The sequence below is a fragment of the Pseudomonas sp. MDT1-85 genome, from assembly GCF_054898065.1.
The window spans coordinates 2,061,354-2,083,942 of record NZ_CM142715.1 but is presented as its reverse complement, the minus strand read 5'-3'; the positions used below and the strand labels follow the sequence as shown (position 1 = coordinate 2,083,942).

Below are 22,589 nucleotides of genomic sequence, written 5' to 3'. Positions count from 1 at the left end.
CACCTCTTAAAGTAAAAAGCAAAGGAGCGCGACGTGCGCACTCCCTCGCCAAAACTCATCCAGCTATTACTGAAGCAGTTTCAGTACAGCGGATGGCAGTTGGTTGGCCTGGGCCAGAATTGCGGTGGAAGCTTGCTGCAGAGTTTGTTGCTTGGTCAGCTGCGCAGTTTCAGAAGCGAAGTCGGTATCTTGTACGCGACCCAGTGCAGCACTGGCGTTTTCGTTGATGTTCTGCAGGTTGGAGATGGTGCTGGTCAGACGGTTTTGTGCAGCACCGAGGTCAGCACGGCTGGAGTTGATCGTGGCCAGAGCGGCGTCGATTTTGGTCAGCGCGTTGTTCATCGAAGCTTCAGCGGTACCCGAGCTGTCACCAGTGATCTGAACGGTAGCCTTGTCAACCGAGAGGGTCACTGCGTCGAAGCCGCTGGCCAAGGTCAGAGTGATCTGGTTGGTAGCGCCGGTGTTGGAACCCACCTGGAAGGTCATGGTGCCAGCGGTGCCGTCGATCAGGTTTTTGCCGTTCAGGTTGGTCGACTTGGCGATACGAGTCAGCTCGTCCGACATCGAAGCGAATTCTTTGTTCAGAGCAGCACGGTCAGCAGTGCCGTTCGAGTCGTTTCGCGATTGAACAGCCAGTTCACGCATACGCTGCAGAATGTTGGTCGATTCTTGCATCGCGCCTTCAGCGGTCTGAGCGATCGAGATACCGTCGTTGGCGTTTTTTATAGCCATGGTCTGACCACGGATCTGCGAAGTCATACGGGTAGCGATTTGCAGGCCCGCGGCGTCGTCTTTAGCGCTGTTGATTTTCAGACCGGAAGACAGGCGAGTCATCGAAGTCGACAAAGCGTCGGAAGCACGGTTCAGGTTTTTCTGAACGTTCAACGATGTAACGTTAGTGTTTACTGTTAAAGCCATGACGAATTCCTCGTTGGTTGGGTACTGCGGCTTCCGGCCCTGGCAACCGCCGGGTATGGCCTAGAGAACCTTCGTAATAGTTATCGTCGGGATTGCAACTTGCTTTAGGGGATTTTCAAAAAAATTTGCCATCACGTTGCCACCCCCCGTAATTCAAGGGTTCGCCAGCGTGAGCGCAGCGAAAAAATGACGTCAGGGAAATGCCGGTGACGAATTGGCGAGGGCTCGCCTGCACCGGCAGAAGAGAAATTGCTTAAATGGACAGACTGCCGCGCAGCAACCGGACCAGTTCGTATTCCAGGTAGTCCGCCAGCGCCAGCCAGTTCTGCGCCTCCTGACACTCGAGCATTTGGCCGAGCAACAGCACCCACTGCTGCTGAATAGCCTGCGGCAGCCGATCAAAGGAGGGCTGCGCCGCTCCGATCAACTCGATCATTGCCAGTCCCGCTTCTACATCACACCCCAAACGGAACAAGGCGGCACAGTGCTGTGAGTCGACGACAAAGGATTCAAGGCCGCTCATGGCGCCAACTCCGGATGAAAAGCCGTACCGGCGATCAACGCCCCTGCCCGACTGCTGTTATAGAAGCGCACCTGTGGATGCCCGGCGATAAATCGCTCCAGCTCACACAGATAACTGCGGAAGTTGAGCTGGGTTTTGACGCGTTGACCATGACCATCGAGCACCCACTGTTTGGCTGCCCCAAGTTGTGGTCCCAGGTCGCCATCGTTCCAGCCGGCATGGGTCTTGTCATTGGGGAAGGCGAAGTCGGCACCGAACAAGGTGATCTGCGCCGCGCCCATCTTCACCGCCAGGTCTACCGCCGGATGAATCACGCTGCCGCCAACATACAGCTCGCCCTTGGGCCATTGCCGACGCAGCTGTTGGTAAATCGGGCTGGCGGAGTAACCGGCATAACGCGGTCCCTGCCAGGCTTCAAGCACCCGGGGATCGACCATGGGCATGTACGCCAGGGTGATGTCGGCCGTGCCTTCAGGTGGCAGGTGCCGGGCCGAGATGCGTTGGTCGATGCTGACCACGACGTCGGGGCGAATTCCGTGATCAAGCAGCGGTCGGTAGGCGGTATCAACACAGATGAACAACGGTCGCTCGACCTGATTGCGAATCGCGCGCAAGGTCTCGAAGTGCAGTTCAAGGCTCGGGCCTGTGGCAATGACGAACACCTCCTGCCCCCTGCGCGAACCGAACAACTCGGCCACATCGCGATCGGTTTGCACAAGCTCCAGACTCGCCTGCAAACGCTCGGCGATGTCCGGGGCCTGCGGATCGAATTCACGGTTATTGAAGGTCAAGTGGGTTTCGCTGATCAGACGATCACGGATCTTCGCATTGAAGTCATCGGCCAGGACCAACTCGGACGGCAACGCGAAGAACGGCAACTGGATTTCCGCAAGATCGCCGGCATACAGCAGCTCGACTCGTGGATCGTTCAGCCACTGCTGCTGATCAAGCAGTTGCAGCACCAAGGCAAACACCGCGCCGTTGAGGATGTGTACGTACAACCGTTCAAGTCCAGCGCGCTGCAGCAACTCCATTTGCAGATCGCCAAGCCCGGTACCGTAGACATGCACCACCGGGCTGTCGATGGGCAAGCTGTCGGCCTGAAACATGGCTTCGTGGCTGCGGTCGTGGCGACTGGTCAGCTGGATGCCGTTGATGCTCAACGTCGAGCCCAAGCCCTCGACCAGATCGGCCTGCAACAGGCTCGCGTCTTCAACCAGCACGCGCGCCGACAGCTGCGGCCAGCGGCGCTGTATGATGTCGACGTTGCGCTCAAAGAACTCACTCATGGAGCCTCGCTTTTCATTCGGGCAAAAAAATAGCGCTCAAGGTTACACCTTGAACGCTTTTTTTGTGCCTGGCTTTCTTTGACCAAGAGGCGAGATTCAAGGGCGATAGATGATCGCCGAACCCCAGGACAGTCCTACCCCAAAACCACTCAGCGCAACGCGCTTCCACTTCGAGTCCAGCACGTGTTTTTCCAGCAGCAGCGGAATGCTCGACGACACGGTATTGCCGGTCTCGACCATGTCCTTGATGAACTTCTCGGGCTCGCCCTCGAAACGCCGCGCCACGGCGTCGACAATGGCCGCGCTGCCCTGGTGAATGCAGAAGGCATCGATATCGTCAGCCTTCAGACCCGAGTCAGCGAGCAACTCGTGCAAATGCGCCGGCACTTTGAGCAGCGCGAAGTTGAAGACCTGACGGCCGTTCATGAAGAACACCCCGTCGGAAACCTTCAGGTGCGGCGCGCCGGAACCGTCGGTGCCGAACTTGGCCTTGCCCAGCTGCCATGGCGCGTTTTCGCCCATCCACGTGGCGGTGGCGGCATCGCCGAAGAGCATCGTGGTGTTGCGGTCTTCCGGGTCGACGATCTTCGAGTACGGATCAGCAGTCACCAGCAAGCCATTCTTCAGGCCCGCGGCTTCCATGAAACCCTTGATGGCGTAAATGCCGTAGACGTAACCGGAGCAGCCCAGGGAAATATCGAACGCGGCCACGGTGGTCGGCAGGCCCAGTTTGTCCTGAACGATGGCGGCGGTGTGTGGCAGGCCTTCTTCGTCACCGTTCTGGGTAACGACGATCAGCACGTCGATGGCTTCACGCTTCAATTCGGGATTGTTGGCGAACAGCGCGTTGACTGCTTCGACACACAGGTCCGAAGTTTCTTGCCCGGCATCTTTGCGCGGCAGGAAGGCCGAACCGATCTTGCCCAGGATGAATTCTTCATCCTTTTCGAATTTTGCACCTTGTGCGTAATTGTCCACGCCGGCTACAGGAACGTAGCTCGCAATGCTCTTTATGCCAATCATTACGGCTTCCCAATAATAAACAGCCCAATACCACCGCTCGCAAGGAATCGAGGGGCGCCGACAAACAACGAATAACGTCGCCCTCAACGGGGTGACAGCGGGAAGAATAAAAGGCCATCACTGGGCTAAAAACAGTCCAGGCGCCATCTCCCCTTTTTATACAATACAGTGAAGATGCGCGTTATGACTCGCAGGTCACGCTATTTCGCCGAATCAGCCCCCCAAGCGTTATTCGACCAGCGACCAGTCCAGCGGCGTTCCGCGCTTGATGGCCTGGCGGGCGCGGCGGCCCAGAAGGGTTTCAGCGTGTTTGGGGGCCAGCCCCAGGCCAGGACGGATGGCCCGCAGATTGGCGACGGTGAATGGCTCACCGGCGGCCATGTCCTGAGTGACATACAGCGAACGGCGGTATACCAGAGACTTGCGCTCGGCCTCGGTCACGCCGTAATGCACCTGGCCCATCGCCTGCCAGGCGCGTTCGGTTTCAATCACCAGGCTGGCGAGTTCAGCCGGCTCCAGGGAGAAACTGGCGTCCACACCACCGGCAGCACGGTCGAGGGTGAAATGTTTTTCCACCACCGTCGCCCCCAGCGCTACCGCGGCGACGGACACTCCGACGCCCATCGAATGATCGGACAAACCGACTTCACAGCCAAACAACTCGCGCAGATGAGGGATGGTGCGCACATTGCTATTAGCTGGTGTCGCCGGGTACGTGCTGGTGCACTTGAGCAACACCAGGTCCTTGCAACCGGCCTCACGGGCGGCGCGCACGGTTTCGTCGAGTTCGGCGATGTTGGCCATGCCAGTGGAGATGATCAGCGGCTTGCCGGTGGCAGCGACTCGTCGGATCAACGGCAGATCGGTGTTCTCGAAACTGGCGATTTTGTAGGCCGGCACGTCCAGGCTTTCGAGGAAGTCGACCGCGGTGTCGTCGAACGGTGTGGAGAACGCCAGCATGCCCAGCTCTTTGGCCCGGGCGAAAATCGGCGCGTGCCATTCCCATGGCGTATGGGCCTTCTCGTACAGCGCGTACAGCGAAGAACCGGCCCACAGGCTGTTAGGGTCCTTGATGAAGAACTCGCCTTCGGACAGGTCCAGGGTCATGGTCTCGGCGGTATAGGTTTGCAGCTTCAAGGCATGCGCGCCGGCCTTGGCCGCGGCTTCGACGATTTGCAGCGCAACGTCCAGCGACTGGTTATGGTTGCCGCTCATCTCGGCAATGATGAACGGCGGCGCATCGGCACCGATGGAGCGGTTGCCGATCTTGAAACTCGTCATGGGTGATCCTTTAAAACGCGTGTGAACGCACAAGCACTCTGAGTGAAGCCTGCCTCGCGGAAAACTTTCAGCGACGCTTGGTTGGCCGGCAGCACCTGAGCGGTGATCGTTTCCAGTCGCGGCCAATGAGCGGTGACGAAGGCTTCGCCCCGCGCCAGCAGCGCCCTGCCCCAGCCCAGGCCAAATCGGCCTTCGAATAGATAAATCGAGACTTCGGCCCGAGCCTCGTCGAGGTCATAACGCAGCACACCGACCGGGCCGTCATCCGTCTCGGCGATCAACAGCAACCGCCGCGGATCGTTCAGGCTCGCGGCCAGCCAGGCTTGATGCCGTTGCCAGTCGATGACGTGCGTGTCCAGCGACCAACGCCGTACCGCTTCGGCATTGCGCCCGTCGAACAACAACTGCGCATCATCCTGAGTGGTCTGACGAACCTGCAACACCGCCCCTGCCAGCGCTGCCGCCACCCGCTGCGCCCCACGGCCATCGACCAACTGCCGCGAGCGCTCGGCCAGACTCTGACGAATCCCCTGATTGCCCATGACAAAAACGATGGCCTGGCGCAAATGCTCGACGCTGACCTGCTCGCGGTTGCCCATGAACACATGAGCACCCGAGGCCGCCATCACCTCGCCGTTGGCCTGCTGATTATTCGAGACCGCAATGCAGATCGTCGGCAGCCCCATCGCCGCCCGCTCCCAACTGGTACCGCCACCGGCACCGATAAACAGGTCGGCCTCGGTCATCAACTGGTAGAAATCGCTGACAAAACTGTGCAGGCGCCAGTTCGGGCGATAGTCCACCAGACTCTGCATCTGCTCCAGGGCCGGATTGTCGGCCCCCGCCACGAAATCGATTTCCAGCTCATGGAAGTCCGCCAGCGCCAACATCGCGTGGTGGGTCTGCATGGCCGCATCGAAACCGCCGAAGTTCACCAGCACGCGCCTGGCTCGAGGTTTGATCTCGATCGCCGGGCAACAGAACTCATCGCGCAGCAAGGCAAACCGTGGGCCGAGCAAAGTCTGGCAATCGGGCGTCAGCAGTGAGGCATAAGCCTCTGGTGTGCCCGACAGATTTTGATTGAGCAGCAGATCGACGCTGTATTGCCGAGTGGCCAAATCGTCCACCGCCGCGATTCGTGGAGCCCAGCGGCGCGCGGCGGTCTGCCAATGATGGTCGAGTCCATAGTGGTCGACGATGATCCAGTCGAAAGCCGGATGACTTTCCAATGCTTGCCCCAGCGCTGCAATGTCCGCCTGCCACGGCAGCATCGACTCGATGGCCTGCTGTGGGTCTTCATCGGGATAACGCTGCGCCAGCGCGAACGTCGCGAAACCCTCGGCTTGCAGGCTGTCCAGTCGATGCCCGGGCAACAGACGACAGGCGAAAGCAACGTGCGCGCCCTGCTTGCGCAACACCCTGGCCAGGGTCAGGCAACGGGCAATATGGCCGCTGCCGATGGTCGGCGACGCGTCGGCGCGGATCAGCACTCTCATTGCAGTTCTCCACCGGCCTTGAGAGCGGCGTAAAGGTATTCGGCACGCGTCCAGTCCTCAAGCGTGTCGATGTCCTGCACCAGATGCCGCGGCAGAATCACCGGCAGGCTTGCCGGCGAGAACAGCACATCGCCACGCAACCAGGCCTCGCTGCGCCCCCAGTAGAACTGGCCGGCGTCTTGAAAGGCTTCGGGCAAGTCCTGGGAACGGGTCTCGCGAAATTCCGGGTAGAGCGAAGTCAAGGCGCCCTGCTCGTCCAGGGTCAAGGCCCGTTGTAACGGGAAGCCAAAACCGGCGACTGAAAACGCAAAAGACTTTTCTGGATGCTGCACGAGCAACTCATGCCCCTGACGCAGATAACGTGCCTGCAACAACGGCGCCGTCGCGTAGATGCAGCACGCATAGTCGAACGCTGGCAATTGCTTCAAGGCATGCACGATCACCGCTGCGGTCCCGGTGAAATCGTCGGCAAGCGCCGCGGGGCGCATGAACGGCACTTGAGCCCCATGGGCCCGTGCGACCTCGGCGATCTCTTCATCGTCGGTGCTGACGATCACCTGGTCGAACAGGTTCGACTCCAGCGCCGTGCGAATCGAACGGACGATCATCGGCACACCGTCGAACGGCTTGAGGTTCTTGCGCGGGATTCGCTTGCTGCCACCGCGGGCCGGAATGATCGCAACACTGCTCAAGAGTCACTACTCCTCAAGTCGCTACGCCCTCAAGGATCAGCCGTCGCAATTGCTCGACCACATAATCCTGTTGTTCATCGCTCAGCAGAGGAAACAGCGGCAGGCTGATGGCCTCGGCGTAATAACGTTCGGCCTGGGGGAAATCCCCCTCGGCAAAACCCAAGTCGCGATAGTACGGCTGCAAGTGCAGCGGAATATAGTGCAGGTTCACACCCACCCCGGCCGCTCGCAAGCCTTCGAACACCTGTCGATGGCTGAGGTTGATTCGCTCCGGCTGCAAGCGCACCACGTACAGATGCCACGCCGACTCGGCCTCCGGCTGCGCGCCGGGCAAGGTCAGCGGCAAGTACGCCAGCAACCGCTCATAACGCGCCGCCAGCTCACGCCGACGCTCGGTGAAACCATCGAGCTTGTTCAGCTGTGACAGACCGAGAGCCGCTTGCAGGTCGGTGATCCGGTAATTGAAGCCCAGCTCCACTTGCTGGTAGTACCAGGGACCATGGCTGGGTTCAGTCATCTGCTCGGGGTCACGGGTCATGCCGTGGCTGCGCAGGCGCTGCAAGCGTTCGGCCAGTTCCGGGCGATTGGTCAGCACCATGCCGCCTTCGGCGCTGGTGATAATCTTCACCGGGTGGAAACTGAACACCGTCATGGCGGCGAATTCGCCGCAACCCACAGGACGCCCGGCATAGGACGCGCCGACCGCGTGGGAGGCATCCTCGATCACCGTAAAACCATAGCGCTCGGCCAATTCGGCGATCATGCGCATATCGCAGCTCTGCCCGGAGAACGCCACCGCCACCAACACTTTCGGTAGTTTGCCGTCGCGCTCGGCGATCTCAAGCTTCGACGCCAAGGTGTAGGCGTCGAGGTTCCAGGTCAGCGGATCGATGTCGACAAAATCGACCTCGGCACCGCAGTAGCGACCGCAATTAGCCGAGGCCAAAAAGGTGTTCGGCGTGGTCCATAACCGATCGCCCGGCCCGAGGCCGGCGGCGAGACAGGCAATGTGCAACGCCGCCGTGGCATTGCACACCGCCACCGCGAAATCGGCCTGGCAACGCTCGGCCATGGCCTGTTCGAAACGCTCGATGGTCGGCCCTTGCGTCAGCCAGTCGGACTGCAACACGGCAACCACCGCGTCGATGTCTGCCTGATCGAGGCTTTGCCGACCATACGGAATCATGCCGACAGCTCCGCGTGCAGGTCAGCGATCTGGCCGACCGACAGGAAGTGCGGGTTGGTGTCGGAGCGGTACTCGAAATCTTCGCTCACCGGCCGACCCTGCTCGCCCAGTTTGTCCACGGCAAAATCCACGTCGACGCTGGTGAAACGAATCGACGGCTGAATGGTGTAGTGATCATCGAATTCCAGGGTCATGCGCGCGTCGTCCAGCGGCACCATCAGTTCATGGAGTTTTTCCCCCGGACGAATGCCGACGTTCTTGTGCGGCAAATGTTCAGCCATGCCCAGTGCCAGATCGACGATGCGAATCGACGGGATCTTCGGCACAAACACTTCACCGCCGTGCATGCGGGCGAAACTGTCGAGCACAAACTTCACACCGTGATCGAGGGTGATCCAGAAGCGCGTCATGCGCTCATCGGTGATCGGCAGCTCTTTGGCGCCCTCGGCAATCAGTTTGCTGAAGAACGGCACCACCGAACCCCGTGAGCCGGCGACGTTGCCGTAGCGCACCACGGCAAAACGGGTCTGCTGTTCGCCGGCAATGTTGTTGGCGGCCACGAACAGTTTGTCTGACAGCAGCTTGGTCGCGCCGTACAGGTTGATCGGGCTGGCGGCCTTGTCGGTGGACAGCGCGACGACTTTTTTCACGCCGTTATCGATGGCCGCGGCAATGATATTTTCCGCGCCGTTGACGTTGGTGCGAATGCATTCGGTGGGGTTGTATTCCGCCGCCGGCACTTGTTTCAAGGCTGCGGCATGCACCACGTAATCGATACCGCGCATGGCCTGGCGCAAACGCTCGGCGTCGCGCACATCACCGATGAAGTAACGCATGCACGGTGCGTTGAACGTCTGCTGCATCTCGTACTGCTTGAGCTCATCGCGGGAAAACACCACCACGCGCTTGGGCTGGTATTGCTCCAGCAGCCGGCGGATGAAGTTGCGCCCGAACGAGCCGGTGCCGCCGGAGATGAAAATCGATTTACCGTTGAACATGCCTTGAGTCCTTTTACCTGTCAGCCAGGCTTATGCGAGCAACTGCGCCCAGTTCACGCTGGTCGGTTCGCTGAGAGTAAAGCCCTTGCCGGTCAAGGCCAGGTTCTGGTTGTAGGCCGGGTCCTGCTCGAAGCGCGCCTGCCACTTGTCACGCAGGGCGGCACGAGCCTGGGTTGCCTCAGGCAGCACGCCCGGGTGCAGCAGTTGCGCTTGTGGCGTCCAGACAACGAGGTAACCGGCATCGGCGACTTTCAGGCACAGGTCGACATCAGCGAAGTCCTCGTCGAAATGCTCTTCGTCCAGGCCTCCGACCGCCTCATACAAATCCTTGCGAATCATCAGGCATGCACCGGAAACCGCCGAATAGTTCTGCTCCACTTGATGGCCATTGAGGTAGCCCTTGGCGTCTTTACGTTCGCCGACAAAGACCGAGCCGATATCGCCATTCAAACCGAGGACCAACCCGGCGTGGGTGGTGACGCCACGAATGTCCATCAGTTTGGCGCCAACGATGCCGACTTCCGGGCGCTGGGCCTGGTTGACCAGGCTCTCGAGCCAGTTGGCATTGACCACTTCGGATTCGGCCGACAACAGCACCAGGTAATCACCCTTGGCTTCGGCGCACGCGAAGTTGTTCAGTGCCGATGTACTCAAGCGATGACCGCTACGCAGGACGCGGATACGATCGCCCTTGCCTTCAAGGCTGCTCAACCAGGTTGCCAGTTCTTCAGACTGGCTGTGGTTGTCGGCGATCAGCACTTCATGGCGCTGGTAGCGGGTGCGTTGCAGCACGCTGACCAATGCTCGTTGCAGAGACTCAAGGTTGTCCTGGCTCTGGAGGATGATCGACACCAGCGGTCGCCCGGCGTGTTGATAGTCGATCTGGTAAGTCAGCGGCAGTGCCGAACTGACCTGAGCGCGATAACCCCGCGCGCCCAGAGAGCGGGTCAGCACCTGGCGTTCCTGAACATTTTCCTGCTCCACCGGGGCCTCGCAAATCAGCAAGGGCTCAGCCAGATGCGCCAGCCCTGCCAGGCCACCGTCCTTGATCAGACGCAGCAACAGATCGAACTCCAGAGCCTGAGGGTACTCGGTCGAGAAACCTTTGGCCTGAGCCAACACATCACGCTGAATCAACCAGTGCCGCGCCATCAGCGACGGCACGGTTTGCAGCAGGTCGAAGTTGACCCCGGGGCGGAACACATCCACCAGAGCACCGTTGGCTTGACGCTGAATTTCGTCCATCGCCACCGCACGCACACCCTCGGCGCCGGTCAGTTCAAGGCTGGTGCGCAGCAACCCGCTAGCGATGAACTGGTCACCGGCCTCGGCCAGCAGCAGCCAGTCGGCAGCGGACTGAGCGACGATCTGGTTGATGCGCTCGACGTAATTGGTGCTGGTGACTTTGACGAAGTGCACGGTGTCACGCACGGTGGTGGTCGCCGGTAAATCACCGGTGGTGAACACCACCAGGTTGAACGCCTTGCAGTGGCCACCGACCAGGCTGTCGAAGGTCGCCTGCAACTTGACCATGTCGGCGTCCAGATCCAGCAACAGAATGCCGAACTGCGGACCACCGTTGTGTTTGGCCAAATGCGCGGCAATCGCCTTGAGCTGCGCAGCATCCGGGTTGCGCGCGTCGAGCCAGTTCAGCAACCGGCCGGACGGCATGTTTTCGAACAGCCGGCGGTCTTGCTGACCCGGTACAGCGTCCAGTCGCTCGGCCCAGGCTTGCAGCTTGAGGCCTTCTTCCGGCTCTTCGCTGTCCTTCAACGACTCCGCCAGGCGCTTGACCACAGCCCGATTGAACACGTTCAGGCTCAAGGCCTCCCACAACCGGCTGCGCAGGGTGCGATCGGTGTCGTTGGGGTGAACGCGCATCAGCTCATGCTGCTTGAGCAGGATGCCTTCCAGCTCCTGAATTTGCAGGCGACCGGCAGGCATGGCGTGCAGCAGGAATTCGAACTCGGTCAGCAGATCGAACACCCGTTTGTTGTAGAACGGCATTTCGACGAATTGCTCAGGGCCGAACGAGCGAATCGGCTCTTCCCCCGCCCCGCGCCAGGCCGAGCGAATAATCATGGTGCCTTTGAGCGAGCGACCTTCGATCAGACAATCGGCCATGGCGGCAAAACTGTCCAGGGCGATCTGCTTGGCCTGGACCGGCCCCTTGTCGCTGAGCGGCGTCGGGATAGAGGCCAGGAACTCGGCAAACTGCTCGCGCTCGGCGACGGTTTTCGCATCCTTGAACGTCAGCACCGTCAACACGTTGGTGTTGTGGTCCGAAGCGCCGTAATTCATTTCCCGCACGGCGAACGGAATCGGCAGAATCCGCGCCTTGGCGCAGGCTAGCAGGTAGAAGGTGTGGCCAATTTCCTGCCATTCGAAACCGGTGCCTGGTGGTAGCAGGCTGTACCACTGTTGCAGCAAATCGGTACGGGTCACCGCATAGAACGGCGGCAGGAAATTGTCCATGAACCGCACGACCCGGTCCTCGGCCAGCTCTGAGTTGTAGTCCTCATGCACCTTGCGATCGCGACGGAAATAGTTCACTTCAGTGGCGCGGCTCAGGTACATGATCCCGTAGCCATGGCACAGGCCGTAGTCGGGATTGGCTTCAAGAAACTCCACCGACTCGGTCAGTGCGCGGTGCAGCAGGAAGTCGTCATCGGCGGCGAACACCATGTACGGCGTGGTGACCTGATTGACACCGTAAGTGAGTTTTTCCTGCAAGCCCTTGTAGGTGTACTGCGGCAAGTGGCGATAGTCGACCGACGGGAAGTCCCGGGCCATGTTTTCATCACCCTCGACGGACGAGTCCAGAACCAGAACCGTGCAGGGATAGCTGCTGTAGTACTGCAAGGTGCGCCGCAGGAACGCGTTCCGGTTGTGGGAAATCACCACCACCGTAAACCGCTCGTTCAGCGGCGCAACGTTGTTTTGAGCACTGTTTTGAACCTGCATCTTTCTATCCCCACAACCGGCCAATCGCCAAGAACCTGAAACTGTTTTTTGATTAACGAACGCGACGCAGATAACCGTCCGGCGCCACGGTGATCAGCAGCTTGTTCTGCAACTGCTGGTCAATCTCGAAGTCCTGGTTTTCTTCCAGGTACTTCCACACGGCGGTCTTCGGGTTGTCACCCGGGCCCCATGGACGATCCGGGAAGAAATCGGCCGGCATGTCTTCAACCACGGTATCCATGACCACGCAGTAACTGTCCACCGACACCAGCGGTGCGTAGAGACGCAGCTCTTCGAGCACGTGATCGTGGGTGTGGTTGGAGTCCAGCACCAGAATGACTTTCTTGCCTTCGGCGGCGGCGCGCACTTGTGCGGCGATCGCAGGATCAATGCTCGAACCTTCGATCATCTTGATGCGCTTGCTCATCGGGTGGCTTTCGATCGCTTCGCGGTTGTGCGCACGGATGTCGAGGTCGATGCCCAGCACTTCGCCGTGGCCTTGCAGCTCCAGTAAGGAGGCGTAGTAAATGATCGAACCGCCGTGGGCGATGCCGCACTCGATGACCAGATCCGGCTTGACCTGCCAGATGATCTCTTGCATCGCCATCATGTCTTGCGGCAGCTGGATGATTGGACGGCCCATCCACGAGAAGTGGTAGCTGTATTTGTGCTTCGCCGATTCGTTGAAGAACTCCTGGGCCAGGCCAGTGAGTTTCTGGTCGTCACCTTGCTGGGCGATCTGTTCCCGGCATTCGGCTTCGAAGGCTTTGTTGATGCTGTCGTCGGTCATTTTCAAAATCTCAATGGTCACTGGAACGAAGCGCTATCGACGGCGTGATAGACGTAGCGTCCACCGGTCATCCGCTTGATTTCTTCGAGGTAGTTGGAGTTCATCACAAACAGATTGGCGCCTTCGGGCAAGGCATCCATGGCCTCTTGCGGCGAGGACACCCGCGCGCCGCTCAAGGGCAGATATCGGCCCTGTTTGGCCGGGTTGATATCCACCACGCGATCCACCGCCACGCCCGCCCGTTGCAGGAACAGCGAATAGATCACGCCTTTGGACGACGCGCCCCAGATCGCCGAACCTTGCTCAGGCGCGGCCCGGATGATCTGCACCGCGCGGTCGAGGCTGCTGGTGAAACCGTCCGGCAATGCCAGGCGCGGCACCGGTTGTTCCGGCGTCAGACGCAATGTCGTCAGGTCGGCGACGATGTACAGGTATTGGCCACCGAACAGGTGACCGGCCTCATGCACCGTGCCGAACATCCGGCGCAGGTCGTCGAGGCGGAAATAATTGACGTGCTCATAGAACAGGTCGAACCAGGCACGGTGCTCGAGGATCCAGTCAAAGCACGGCACTTCGATGTAGATCTTCCCGCCCTGATTGGCCTCGGCCATCTCGGCCAGAAAGCTCACCGGGTCCTGAATGTGTTCCAGCACATGGCGCAATATGATGGCGTCCGCCGACAGACCCAGGCCGCGAGTGAACGGTGCCTTGATCACATCGGCGTTGTTGCCTTCGTAAGCCGGGTCGATGCCGGTGATGGCGTAGCCAAGGCCTTTCAGCAGTTCGAGAAAGTAGCCTTTGCCGCAGCCAACTTCGATCAGTTCCTGACCCTTGAAGTGGCGGGCAATGATGCCTTCGACATCACTCAGGTGCTTCTGGAACTGGCCCGAATGTGCCTGCTCGTTCTGGTAGTCGGCGTCGTAGCTGAGCTTGTCGGCATCGAAGGCCTGATTGAAGATCAACCCGCTCGTGTCGTCTTGCACCAACACCATGTCGGCGCAGGCCGAAGCCCGGGCCGACGCTGAATCGGCGAAGGTACGGTTCTGCAACACCGGCAGGTCGGCGACCCGATACAACTCATGCCTCATGCTCTGCTCCCAGTAGCTGTTGCAAGCGGTCCGCCACGCCCCAGAACGCCATCGGTTCATGGGTCGGGTATGGGTAATGACCCAGATTCAAATCGATCGATGCGCCGCGTTCACGCAACCGTTGTTCGACCAGCGCTCTGACCGATATCGGCTGGCCGCTGCAGCAATTGATCACGCCGTCGAATTCGCGCTGTTGCAGGATTGCGGCGAGGTAGCCGGCGGCCGTGTCGATCGCCAGGTAATCGCGCAACTGTTCGCCGGCCGACATGTTGAAGCTGTCGTCTCCGGCCTCAATCGCCCGGTCCAGTGCCGCCAGCAAACTGCTGGGGTTTTGCCCGGCGCCGTGCAGGTAAAACAGACGCGCCCATTGCAGGGTGAATGGTTGAACCCGCTGCAAATTTTTGAGGAACAGACGCAGCGTATTTTTTGCCAACCCGTAAGGATTGCTCGGCTGCGGCGCGGTCTGCTCGCTGAGCGGTCCGCTCTGCAGGCCGTATTCGAAACAGGTCCCGGTGACCAACACCTGCGACACACCCGCCTCGACCGCGCCCTTGATGAACCGGTAATCGGCCATCAAGTTATGCTCGAAGTGAAACAGCGCTTGATAGTTCGGCAACCCCGGCCAGGCCAAGTGCGCCAAGGCATCGATGCCAGCGGTCAGCGCGGCGATATCGAGGTCGGCGGCGTGAATATCTGCCGCAACGAATTCCACTGCATTGATCCACGGCAAGTTCGCAGCGGTCTCGGCGTTGCGCGCCACGGCCCGTACCTGGCAGCCACGGTCGAGCAAAGCCTCGACCAGATGCCGGCCAACGAACCCGGTCGCCCCGGTGACCAAAACCCTCACAGTACGGTCAACTCAGGCACGGCGATTACGAATCGGCCGTCCCACTTGCGCACCTGGGCCAGTTGCTGACTGACTTCATGCAGCAGGTTCCACGGCAGGACCAGGATGTAATCCGGTTTTTCCAGATCGATCTGCGCCGGCGAAACGATCGGAATGCGGCTGCCCGGCAAGTACTTGCCCTGCTTGTGCGGATTGGCGTCGGCCACCCAGGCCAACAGGTCCGGTTTGACCCCGGCGTAGTTGAGTAAGGTGTTGCCCTTGGCCGCCGCGCCATAACCGACCACTCGCTTGCCGTCAGCCTTGGCCTGCAACAGGAAACGCAGCAATTCGTGCTTGATGCCCTCGGCCGCTCGCGCCAGGGTCGCGTAGTACTCGGGGGTTTTCACTCCCGCTTCAAGTTCGGCCTGCAACTGCTGTTGAACGGCTGGCTGCACCTCACGGCGAACACCGTCGGCACGCTGGACGAACACCCGCAACGAACCGCCATGAGTCGACAATTGGCTGACGTCGAACACTTCCAGGCCATTGCGCTCGCACAAGGTCTGCACGGCGGTCAGGGACAGGTAGGAATAATGCTCGTGATACAGCGTATCGAACTGTTGCCCGGCCATCAGCGTCAGCAGTTGCGGAAACTCGAACGTCGCCACACCAGTGGGCTTGAGCAGCGTCGCGAAACCACCGAGGAAATCATTGATGTCCGGCACGTGGGCCAACACATTGTTGGCGGCCATCAGGTCGGCGGGCCAGCCGTCGCTGTTCAGCTGCGCGGCGGTTTCACGACCGAAGAACAGCTCACGAATTTCCAGACCTTTTTCCCGCGCCGCTTGCGCAGTGCTGCGGGTCGGTTCGACGCCCAGGCATGGGATGCCGCGCCCCGCCACGTACTGCAACAGGTAACCGTCGTTGGCGGCGATTTCCACCACGCGACTGTCGGCGGTCAGGCCGAAGCGCTCGACCATCTCGGCCACATAGCGCTCGGCATGGGCCAGCCAGGTGCTGGAGAACGAACTGAAATAGGCGTACTCGGCGTCGAACAGGCTGTCGGCGCTGGTGTAATCCTCGGTCTGCACCAACCAGCATTGTTCACACACCGCAACCTTCAACGGCACCCATTGCTCGGCTTGCTCCAGCTGATCGGCGCGCACGTAGGCATTGGACGGCGGCGAGGTACCGAGATCGATCAGCGGCAAGGCCAGCGGAGTACCGCAACCACGGCAGTTCATAGATGCACTCCAGCGAAGTATTCATCGAGCAAGGGATGGCTGGAATCCCTGGCCGACAGATTATTGACAGGCAACGGCCAGGCAATCGCCAGCCGTGGATCGTTCACCGACAACCCGCCCTCATGCGCAGGGGTGTAATCGGCGCTGTGCAGGTAGAGCAATTCGGCGTCGTCGGTGAGGGTCTGGAAACCATGGGCGAATCCGGCCGGGATCAGCAGGCTGCGGCCCTGACCGGCCTTCAAGTGCTCGGCGTGCCAATGCAAAAAGGTCTCCGAATCCGGGCGCAGGTCCACCGCTACATCCCAGACCTCACCGCGCAGGCAGGTGATCAACTTGGCCTCCGGCGCGCTCGCGTTCTGATAATGCAGACCGCGCACACTCCCCCGTTCGCCGGTGCAGGAATGGTTGATCTGGCGGATATGAAACGGCTGGCCGAAAGCGCTCAGGCTGCCTTCGCAGAACAGCCGGGCGAAGTGCCCGCGATCATCTTCGACGCGTTTGTGCTGCACGCTGAACAGACCGGCCAGTGGCAAGGCTTTCAATAGAAACTCGCTCACAACGCGCCTCGGTACAGGTTCAACTGGCCCAAGGTGACTTCACGCATGTCATCGCCGTTCTGCCATGCCAGGTGCCAATCGAGGGTCTGGGTCAGGCATTGCTGCAATGACCAGCGCGGTTGCCAGGCCAACAGTTGACGGGCACGGCTGCTGTCCAGGCGCAGCAGGCCGGCTTCATGCAGATCGCTCGGTTCGATGCGTAAGCCGCGCGCTTGCGGCCAGCGGCTGGCGAGCAACTCGACCACTTCGCCGACGCTGCACATGTCCGCTTCGCTCGGGCCGAAGTTCCACGCGCCGGCAAACTCGGGACCTTGCTCGTAGAGGCCGGCGGCCAATTGCAGATAACCCGCCAAAGGCTCAAGCGCGTGCTGCCACGGGCGCACGGCTTGCGGGTAGCGCAGGGTCACGGGCTCGTCTGCCGACCAGGCCTTGAGCACGTCAGGTATCAAGCGCTCAGGCGCGAAGTCCCCGCCGCCCAGCACATTACCGGCGCGCGCGGTGGCCAACGCCAGACCGTGTTCCGCGTACTTGTCAGCCGGGAAAAACGACGCGGCGTAAGACTGTGCCAGCAATTCACAGCAAGCCTTGCTGCTGCTGTAAGGGTCATGACCGCCGAGGGCTTCGTCTTCGCGGTACGGCCACAACCATTCCCTGTTGGCGTAGACCTTGTCGGTGGTCACCAGCACGCAGGCGCGCACACCGCCGACTTGGCGGATCGCTTCGAGCAGATTAAGGGTGCCCATCACGTTGCTGGAATAGGTGCCGAGCGGATCGCGATAACCTTCGCGCACCAGCGGCTGAGCCGCCAGGTGCAGGACGATTTCCGGCTGGGTGTCGGCAATCAATTCCAGTAAGGCGCCAAGGTCACGCAGGTCGCCGCGCTGATCGTTGATGCCCTCGCGCACCCGGGCCAGTTCGAACAAGCTCGGTTCGGTCGACGGATCGAGCGAAAACCCGCTGACCTCGGCACCTAGGCTTTGCAGCCACAACGTCAGCCAGCTGCCCTTGAAACCAGTGTGGCCGGTCAGCAGAACCCTTTTGCCGCGCCAGAACTCCGGACTCAGGCCCATTGCTTCCATGGGGCCTCCCCGCTCTGCCACAACGCTTCGAGGTGGTTCTTGTCACGCAAGGTGTCCATCGGATGCCAGAAACCTTCGTGCTCGAAGGCCTTCAATTGTTCATCCTGGGCCAGACGCGCCAGGGGCTCGGCTTCCCAAGTGGTGTCATCACCGGCGATGTACGGTAGCACTTTCGGCGAAAGCACAAAGAAACCGCCATTAATCCAGCCGCCGTCACCACGGGGCTTCTCGGTGAAACCGAGCACCTGATCGCCGTGACGTTCCAGGGCACCATATCGGCCGGGCGGTTGTACGGCAGTGACGGTCGCCAGACGACCGTGGGCGGTGTGGAAGTCCACCAGTTGATGGATATTGATATCGGAGACGCCGTCGCCGTAGGTAAAGCAGAAAGCCTCTTCATCCTTGAGGTAACGACCGGCGCGCAGCAAGCGGCCACCAGTCATAGTTTCCTCGCCGGTGTCGATGAGCGTGACGCTCCACGGCTCGCTGTAGTTCTGGTGCACGTCCATGCGGTTGTTGCGCATGTCGAAGGTGACGTCGGAGGTGTGCAGAAAGTAGTTGGCGAAGAAGTCCTTGATCGCATAGCCCTTGTAGCCAAGGCAAATCACGAAGTCATGAATCCCGTGGGCGGAGTACTGTTTCATGATGTGCCAAAGAATTGGCTTGCCACCGATCTCGATCATCGGCTTGGGCTTGAGGTGCGACTCTTCGCTGATCCGCGTGCCGAGACCACCTGCCAGAATTACTGCCTTCATCGCTGTCCTCTTGCTCTTCGCGCGTTTCGGCAACCCCCGCAAGGGTCGCGAACCGTCAGATGCACATCATTTACCCGCAGCCATTGAGCCGTTCACGCCCATGGGGATGAAGGTTTTATGGCGATATATGGGTGACTTGCAGGAAGTGAGCCAATTGCGCAGGACAAAAAAGATTGCAGCCTTGGGCTGCTGCGACAGGTGTCAGTACATCCCTGTAGCAGCTGCCCAAGGCTGCAATCTTTTGATGTTCAGAAGGTAATAACGGAATCAGTCCGGCAACCAGCCCCACAACCAGTGATTGAGGTTGTCGCCGCGCAACATGAAATCCCGATGCACTGCTTCACGCAATTCATCGCCCATGCGGTAACTCGCATCCGGGTCGGCCAGGTGCATGCGGATCGCTTGCAGCCATTCGTCCGCGCTGTTGCTGTAGACCTTGGTGCACGGCAAGTGGCCGCGATAGGCCTCGGTGTCAGTGCAGATCACCGGGTAACCGCAGGCGCCATATTCCAGCAAACGCAGGTTGCTTTTGCAGTCGTTGAAGATGTGGAATTCCAGCGGTGCCAGCGCCAGGTCAAGGTTCAAGCTCGCCAGTTTGAACGGGTAGCTCTGCAAGCCGATGGTGGAGTGAAACTCGTGAACATACGGGCGCAAGACGTCTGGGCACATGCCGAAGAATACCCACTCGACCTCGTTCGCCAGCTCGCGCACGACCTCGGCAATGATCTCCAGGTCACCGGTATGGCTGGTGCCGCCACCCCAGCCGACTCGTGGTTTGCTAGAGGTGCGACGACGACTGCTCAGCGTCGCCCATGGGTCCGGCGACAGCATGTTCGGTACCACGCGGATCTCGCCGTGCATGCTCGACAAGGCATCTGCCAGCGGTTGAGTGGTGACCACCACGCGGTCGCACAGGCCGATGCCTTCACGCAGCATTTGCTCGGTGTTGACCGGCATGTTACGGGCGTGGGTATTTTTCTTCGGCGCACTGACGACGTAATCGTCGAGTTCGAAAATCCGTAGCGCACTGGAATACTTTTTCATCCGCAGAATGTCGCCGGCTGCGCCTTCGCTATAACGCCCTTGCAGAATGATCGTGTCCGGAGACAGACGCTCGATCTCCACGGTCGAGGGCGACTCATAGGCCACCCGCGCGATCACCCGCCCGGCCGCTTCAAGCTCGGCCAGCGGCGCGGTCACCCGGTAGTGGCCGACGGCGCTGCTGTTGACCGGTAGACCGAGAATCAACGGCAACGCGCGGGTGCAGAACGGACTCCAGTTATTGCGCAGCGTTGGTTCCAGACTGAAGCTGGACCCCCCAAGACTCAGCGCCGGGCTGTAGGCCGGATCCTTGGCGATCTTCGGCAGCCATTTGCGATAGAAGGCTTCCTGCTCGCCCTCGCGCAACGCCAGCATTGAAGGCTGCGCCGGTGCGACATCGTGCGGCGCCAGTACCACGCTGGAGTAAGGCGTCCAGACCACCAGGTAACCGTCCTTGTTCGCCCGCAAACACAAATCGACGTCGCTGAGCCCCTGGGTGAAAGTCACTTCATCGAACTGCTCAAGTTCATCGAACACTTGCTTGCGCATCATCAGGCAGTGATTGCTCACCGCGCTCCAGTTCTGGGTCACGTGCAAACGCTGCATGTAGCCACGCGAACCGGCCGCCTCACCATAAAACGGTGAACCGACCGGCCCCGCCAGGCCGAGGATCAACCCGGCACTGACGATCGAACCTTCGGGGCTGAGGATGCGGGCACCGACCACGCCCACTTCGGGGCGCTGGGCGTGATTGAGCAACTCGTCCAGCCAGTCGCTGTCGCAGATCACCGCCTGCGCACTGAGCAGCAGCAAATACTCGCCATAAGCCAGGCTCGCGGCGAAGTTGCGGATCGCCGCGTCGTTGGCGTCACCGGCGTAACGCAGCACCCGCAGCATCGCAGCGCCCAGTTGCGCCATGGCGGCCAGCCAGTCGAGCATCGCAGGGTCGTCAGTGCCGCTGTCGACGATCAGGATTTCGTATTGGGTGTAGGAAGTTCGCTCGATCAAACCTTCGATGCAACGCTGCAACGCGTACAGCGAATCGCCGGTCTGGATGATGATCGACACCAGCGGACGCGCCTCATGGTGGTAGTCGACCCGATTGATCAACGGCAATTCTTCCTGCCGGATAACGTGCGCCACGCCGATACGGTCCAGATGCGCGCCGACCATGCCGGCGTTGCTCTCGATCACTTCGTGCAACGACAGCCAGGCGGCGAAAGACTGGCTCGACTCCACCTGAATTTCGGCGATGTGCTCGATGGTTTGCGGCCCGGCTTCTTCCACCAGGCGCCATAACAGATCGTGCGGCGCCAGCTCACCGTGAGCCGGATCGAAACCGCCCAGCGCCATGAAGCGCTGACGTTCGAAGGCCAGGGTTCGGCCGACGTAGGGATAGGCGCGCATCAGGTCAAGGTTGAAATCGGGTTTGAACACCGGATCGACCGACTCGCCATCGACCAGCGCACCCTCGTCGCTGTAGGCACAAAGCATGCCCGCGGAACCGGCAATACGCTCTGCCAGAATCAGCAGCGCCGATTCACGCAAGGTGTCGCCAGCGCATAACAGGTAAAACCAGTGGGTGCCTTCCAGTTGCGGTACCACGGCGTTGAGCTGTTGCGCCCAGTCAGACTGAAACGGTAACTGCACGACGTGATCGTCGGCGACGCAGAATGCATCGGAGAGCACCACCACCGCTTGCGGCGTGTAAAGCTGACGGCCGATGCTTTCCAATGTAGTTTTCAGCGCAGCACTGTCGGCGCCGCTGTCGATCACTATCGGCACGATCTGCGGACGGAACGCCCAACTGTCAATGCGCTGCGGCATGAGCCGCTGCTCCACATCGGAAAACCTGCGGATGGCCAGCCACTCACGATAGAAGTCGGCGTAACTCTCGCTCTCCCCGCCCACCCGGCCATTCACCACCGTGTTGCGGTTGCCCAGAATGCGTACCACGCACAACTCTTCCCAGGCGTGGGGCTGGTCGGTGATTTTGGCCAGCTCGATGTAGCGCACCCAATCCGACGCCGGGGCCGATTCACCGCTGCGCGCCGCGAGCATCTGCGAAAGCCAGCTCCACTCCACCGCCGCAGCCTTGACCATCTCCGGGGTTTTGCTCAGACGCTCCGGGTACAGGCGTTCGGTGCTCAGCACAGTGCTCAGGGACACTAGGTTACCGCGACGCATCAGGCACACGAACAAGGCGAAATCGAGCATGGCGACGAAACCGGCGCCTTCCTGAATCAGGGCCGGCAACAGCTCCAGCACATCGGTGCGACGCATCAAGGTCGAACTGAAGTTACCAAGAAAATTCTTCGGCGTGCCTTCGAAGATCGCCAGCATGTCATCGCCCTTGAGCAATGCGTCGTTCGGCGAGAACCGGCAGTTATCGACCCGAGGCGGCAAAATGAAGTTACCGGCGTCGCTGAGCATCCGCAGGGCGAACACCACATTCACGTCCGCGTGGTCGATCAACACCTGCGCCTGCAAGGCAACGCTTGGCGCAAACAGACGGTCGTCATCGCACAGCACTTTGATGAATTCGCCACGGGCTTCTTCGACACAACGCAGTACGTTCTTCTGCAACCCCAGACTCTTCGGGTTACGCAAGTAGCGAACCGGATGAGCCGGCTCGGCGAAGCTCTCAACGATATTCTGGATTTCATCGTCGGGCGAATCGTCACAGATGACGATCTCGATGTTCTCGTAGGTCTGGGCGAGCGCACTTTCCAATGCCTGACTGAAGAAGCGCGGATTGAAGGCTGGGATGACGATGCTGACGAGGGGGCGTTGATTCACGGCAGGAAACTCTCGAGCGGCGGGCCTCTACCCTTTCAGG

General features: G+C 60.4%; 18 protein-coding genes. All 18 read right to left on the bottom strand.

The genetic code is table 11. From position 1 onward, the window contains the following. Positions 1-66: 66 nt before the first annotated feature. A complete protein-coding gene (locus tag ACYZT2_RS09410) occupies positions 67-918 on the bottom strand; it encodes a flagellin domain-containing protein (protein ID WP_347803248.1) in 852 nt (283 codons plus the stop codon). 253 nt (positions 919-1,171) lie between these two features. Next, positions 1,172-1,441 (bottom strand): hypothetical protein, encoded by a 270-nt coding sequence (locus ACYZT2_RS09405; protein ID WP_461971585.1) that lies wholly within the window; start codon positions 1,439-1,441, stop codon positions 1,172-1,174. Continuing rightward, positions 1,438-2,730 carry a motility associated factor glycosyltransferase family protein gene (locus tag ACYZT2_RS09400; RefSeq protein ID WP_461971584.1) on the bottom strand — a complete coding sequence of 431 codons (1,293 nt, stop codon included), beginning with the start codon at positions 2,728-2,730 and terminating at the stop codon, positions 1,438-1,440. Before ACYZT2_RS09400 ends, ACYZT2_RS09405 begins: the two co-directional genes overlap by 4 nt. 96 nt (positions 2,731-2,826) lie before the next feature. Next, a complete protein-coding gene (locus tag ACYZT2_RS09395) occupies positions 2,827-3,753 on the bottom strand; it encodes a ketoacyl-ACP synthase III (protein WP_461971583.1) in 927 nt (308 codons plus the stop codon). A 228-nt stretch (positions 3,754-3,981) separates the two neighbouring features. Further along, positions 3,982-5,034, bottom strand: coding sequence for a pseudaminic acid synthase (gene pseI / locus ACYZT2_RS09390; RefSeq protein WP_461971582.1), 1,053 nt, complete (start codon positions 5,032-5,034; stop codon positions 3,982-3,984). Further along, positions 5,031-6,530: a UDP-2,4-diacetamido-2,4,6-trideoxy-beta-L-altropyranose hydrolase gene (gene pseG / locus ACYZT2_RS09385; RefSeq protein ID WP_461971581.1), complete on the bottom strand. Its 1,500-nt coding sequence runs from the start codon at positions 6,528-6,530 to the stop codon at positions 5,031-5,033. The genes pseI and pseG overlap by 4 nt, the downstream gene beginning before the upstream one ends. Next, positions 6,527-7,222 (bottom strand): pseudaminic acid cytidylyltransferase, encoded by a 696-nt coding sequence (gene pseF, locus ACYZT2_RS09380; protein ID WP_461971580.1) that lies wholly within the window; start codon positions 7,220-7,222, stop codon positions 6,527-6,529. The genes pseG and pseF overlap by 4 nt, the downstream gene beginning before the upstream one ends. A 13-nt stretch (positions 7,223-7,235) precedes the next feature. After that, the gene (gene pseC / locus ACYZT2_RS09375; protein ID WP_461971579.1) at positions 7,236-8,408 is read right to left on the bottom strand and encodes a UDP-4-amino-4,6-dideoxy-N-acetyl-beta-L-altrosamine transaminase; all 1,173 of its coding nucleotides are present in this window, start codon (positions 8,406-8,408) and stop codon (positions 7,236-7,238) included. Beyond that, positions 8,405-9,406, bottom strand: a complete 1,002-nt coding sequence (pseB, locus tag ACYZT2_RS09370; RefSeq protein WP_461971578.1) for a UDP-N-acetylglucosamine 4,6-dehydratase (inverting) — start codon at positions 9,404-9,406, stop codon at positions 8,405-8,407. The genes pseC and pseB overlap by 4 nt, the downstream gene beginning before the upstream one ends. A gap of 30 nt (positions 9,407-9,436) precedes the next feature. Beyond that, on the bottom strand, positions 9,437-12,370 hold the full coding sequence (locus ACYZT2_RS09365; protein ID WP_461971577.1) for a TIGR00180 family glycosyltransferase: 2,934 nt from the start codon (positions 12,368-12,370) through the stop codon (positions 9,437-9,439). A 52-nt stretch (positions 12,371-12,422) separates the two neighbouring features. Next, entirely contained in the window at positions 12,423-13,160 is a 738-nt protein-coding gene (locus ACYZT2_RS09360) for a cephalosporin hydroxylase family protein (RefSeq protein WP_461971576.1), read from the bottom strand. 17 nt (positions 13,161-13,177) lie between these two features. Next, complete coding sequence (locus ACYZT2_RS09355; protein WP_461971575.1) at positions 13,178-14,248, bottom strand: class I SAM-dependent methyltransferase; 1,071 nt, start codon at positions 14,246-14,248, stop codon at positions 13,178-13,180. Continuing rightward, positions 14,238-15,095 carry an NAD-dependent epimerase/dehydratase family protein gene (locus ACYZT2_RS09350; RefSeq protein WP_461971574.1) on the bottom strand — a complete coding sequence of 286 codons (858 nt, stop codon included), beginning with the start codon at positions 15,093-15,095 and terminating at the stop codon, positions 14,238-14,240. The genes ACYZT2_RS09355 and ACYZT2_RS09350 overlap by 11 nt, the downstream gene beginning before the upstream one ends. After that, positions 15,092-16,318, bottom strand: coding sequence for a methyltransferase domain-containing protein (locus tag ACYZT2_RS09345; RefSeq protein WP_461971573.1), 1,227 nt, complete (start codon positions 16,316-16,318; stop codon positions 15,092-15,094). Before ACYZT2_RS09345 ends, ACYZT2_RS09350 begins: the two co-directional genes overlap by 4 nt. Beyond that, positions 16,315-16,875, bottom strand: coding sequence for a dTDP-4-dehydrorhamnose 3,5-epimerase family protein (locus ACYZT2_RS09340; protein ID WP_461971572.1), 561 nt, complete (start codon positions 16,873-16,875; stop codon positions 16,315-16,317). Before ACYZT2_RS09340 ends, ACYZT2_RS09345 begins: the two co-directional genes overlap by 4 nt. Then, positions 16,872-17,954, bottom strand: coding sequence for a CDP-glucose 4,6-dehydratase (gene rfbG / locus ACYZT2_RS09335; RefSeq protein WP_461971571.1), 1,083 nt, complete (start codon positions 17,952-17,954; stop codon positions 16,872-16,874). The genes ACYZT2_RS09340 and rfbG overlap by 4 nt, the downstream gene beginning before the upstream one ends. Beyond that, entirely contained in the window at positions 17,936-18,709 is a 774-nt protein-coding gene (gene rfbF, locus ACYZT2_RS09330; RefSeq protein ID WP_461971570.1) for a glucose-1-phosphate cytidylyltransferase, read from the bottom strand. The genes rfbG and rfbF overlap by 19 nt, the downstream gene beginning before the upstream one ends. Positions 18,710-18,976: 267 nt before the next feature. Then, the gene (locus ACYZT2_RS09325) at positions 18,977-22,549 is read right to left on the bottom strand and encodes a glycosyltransferase (protein ID WP_461971569.1); all 3,573 of its coding nucleotides are present in this window, start codon (positions 22,547-22,549) and stop codon (positions 18,977-18,979) included. Positions 22,550-22,589: the final 40 nt, after the last annotated feature.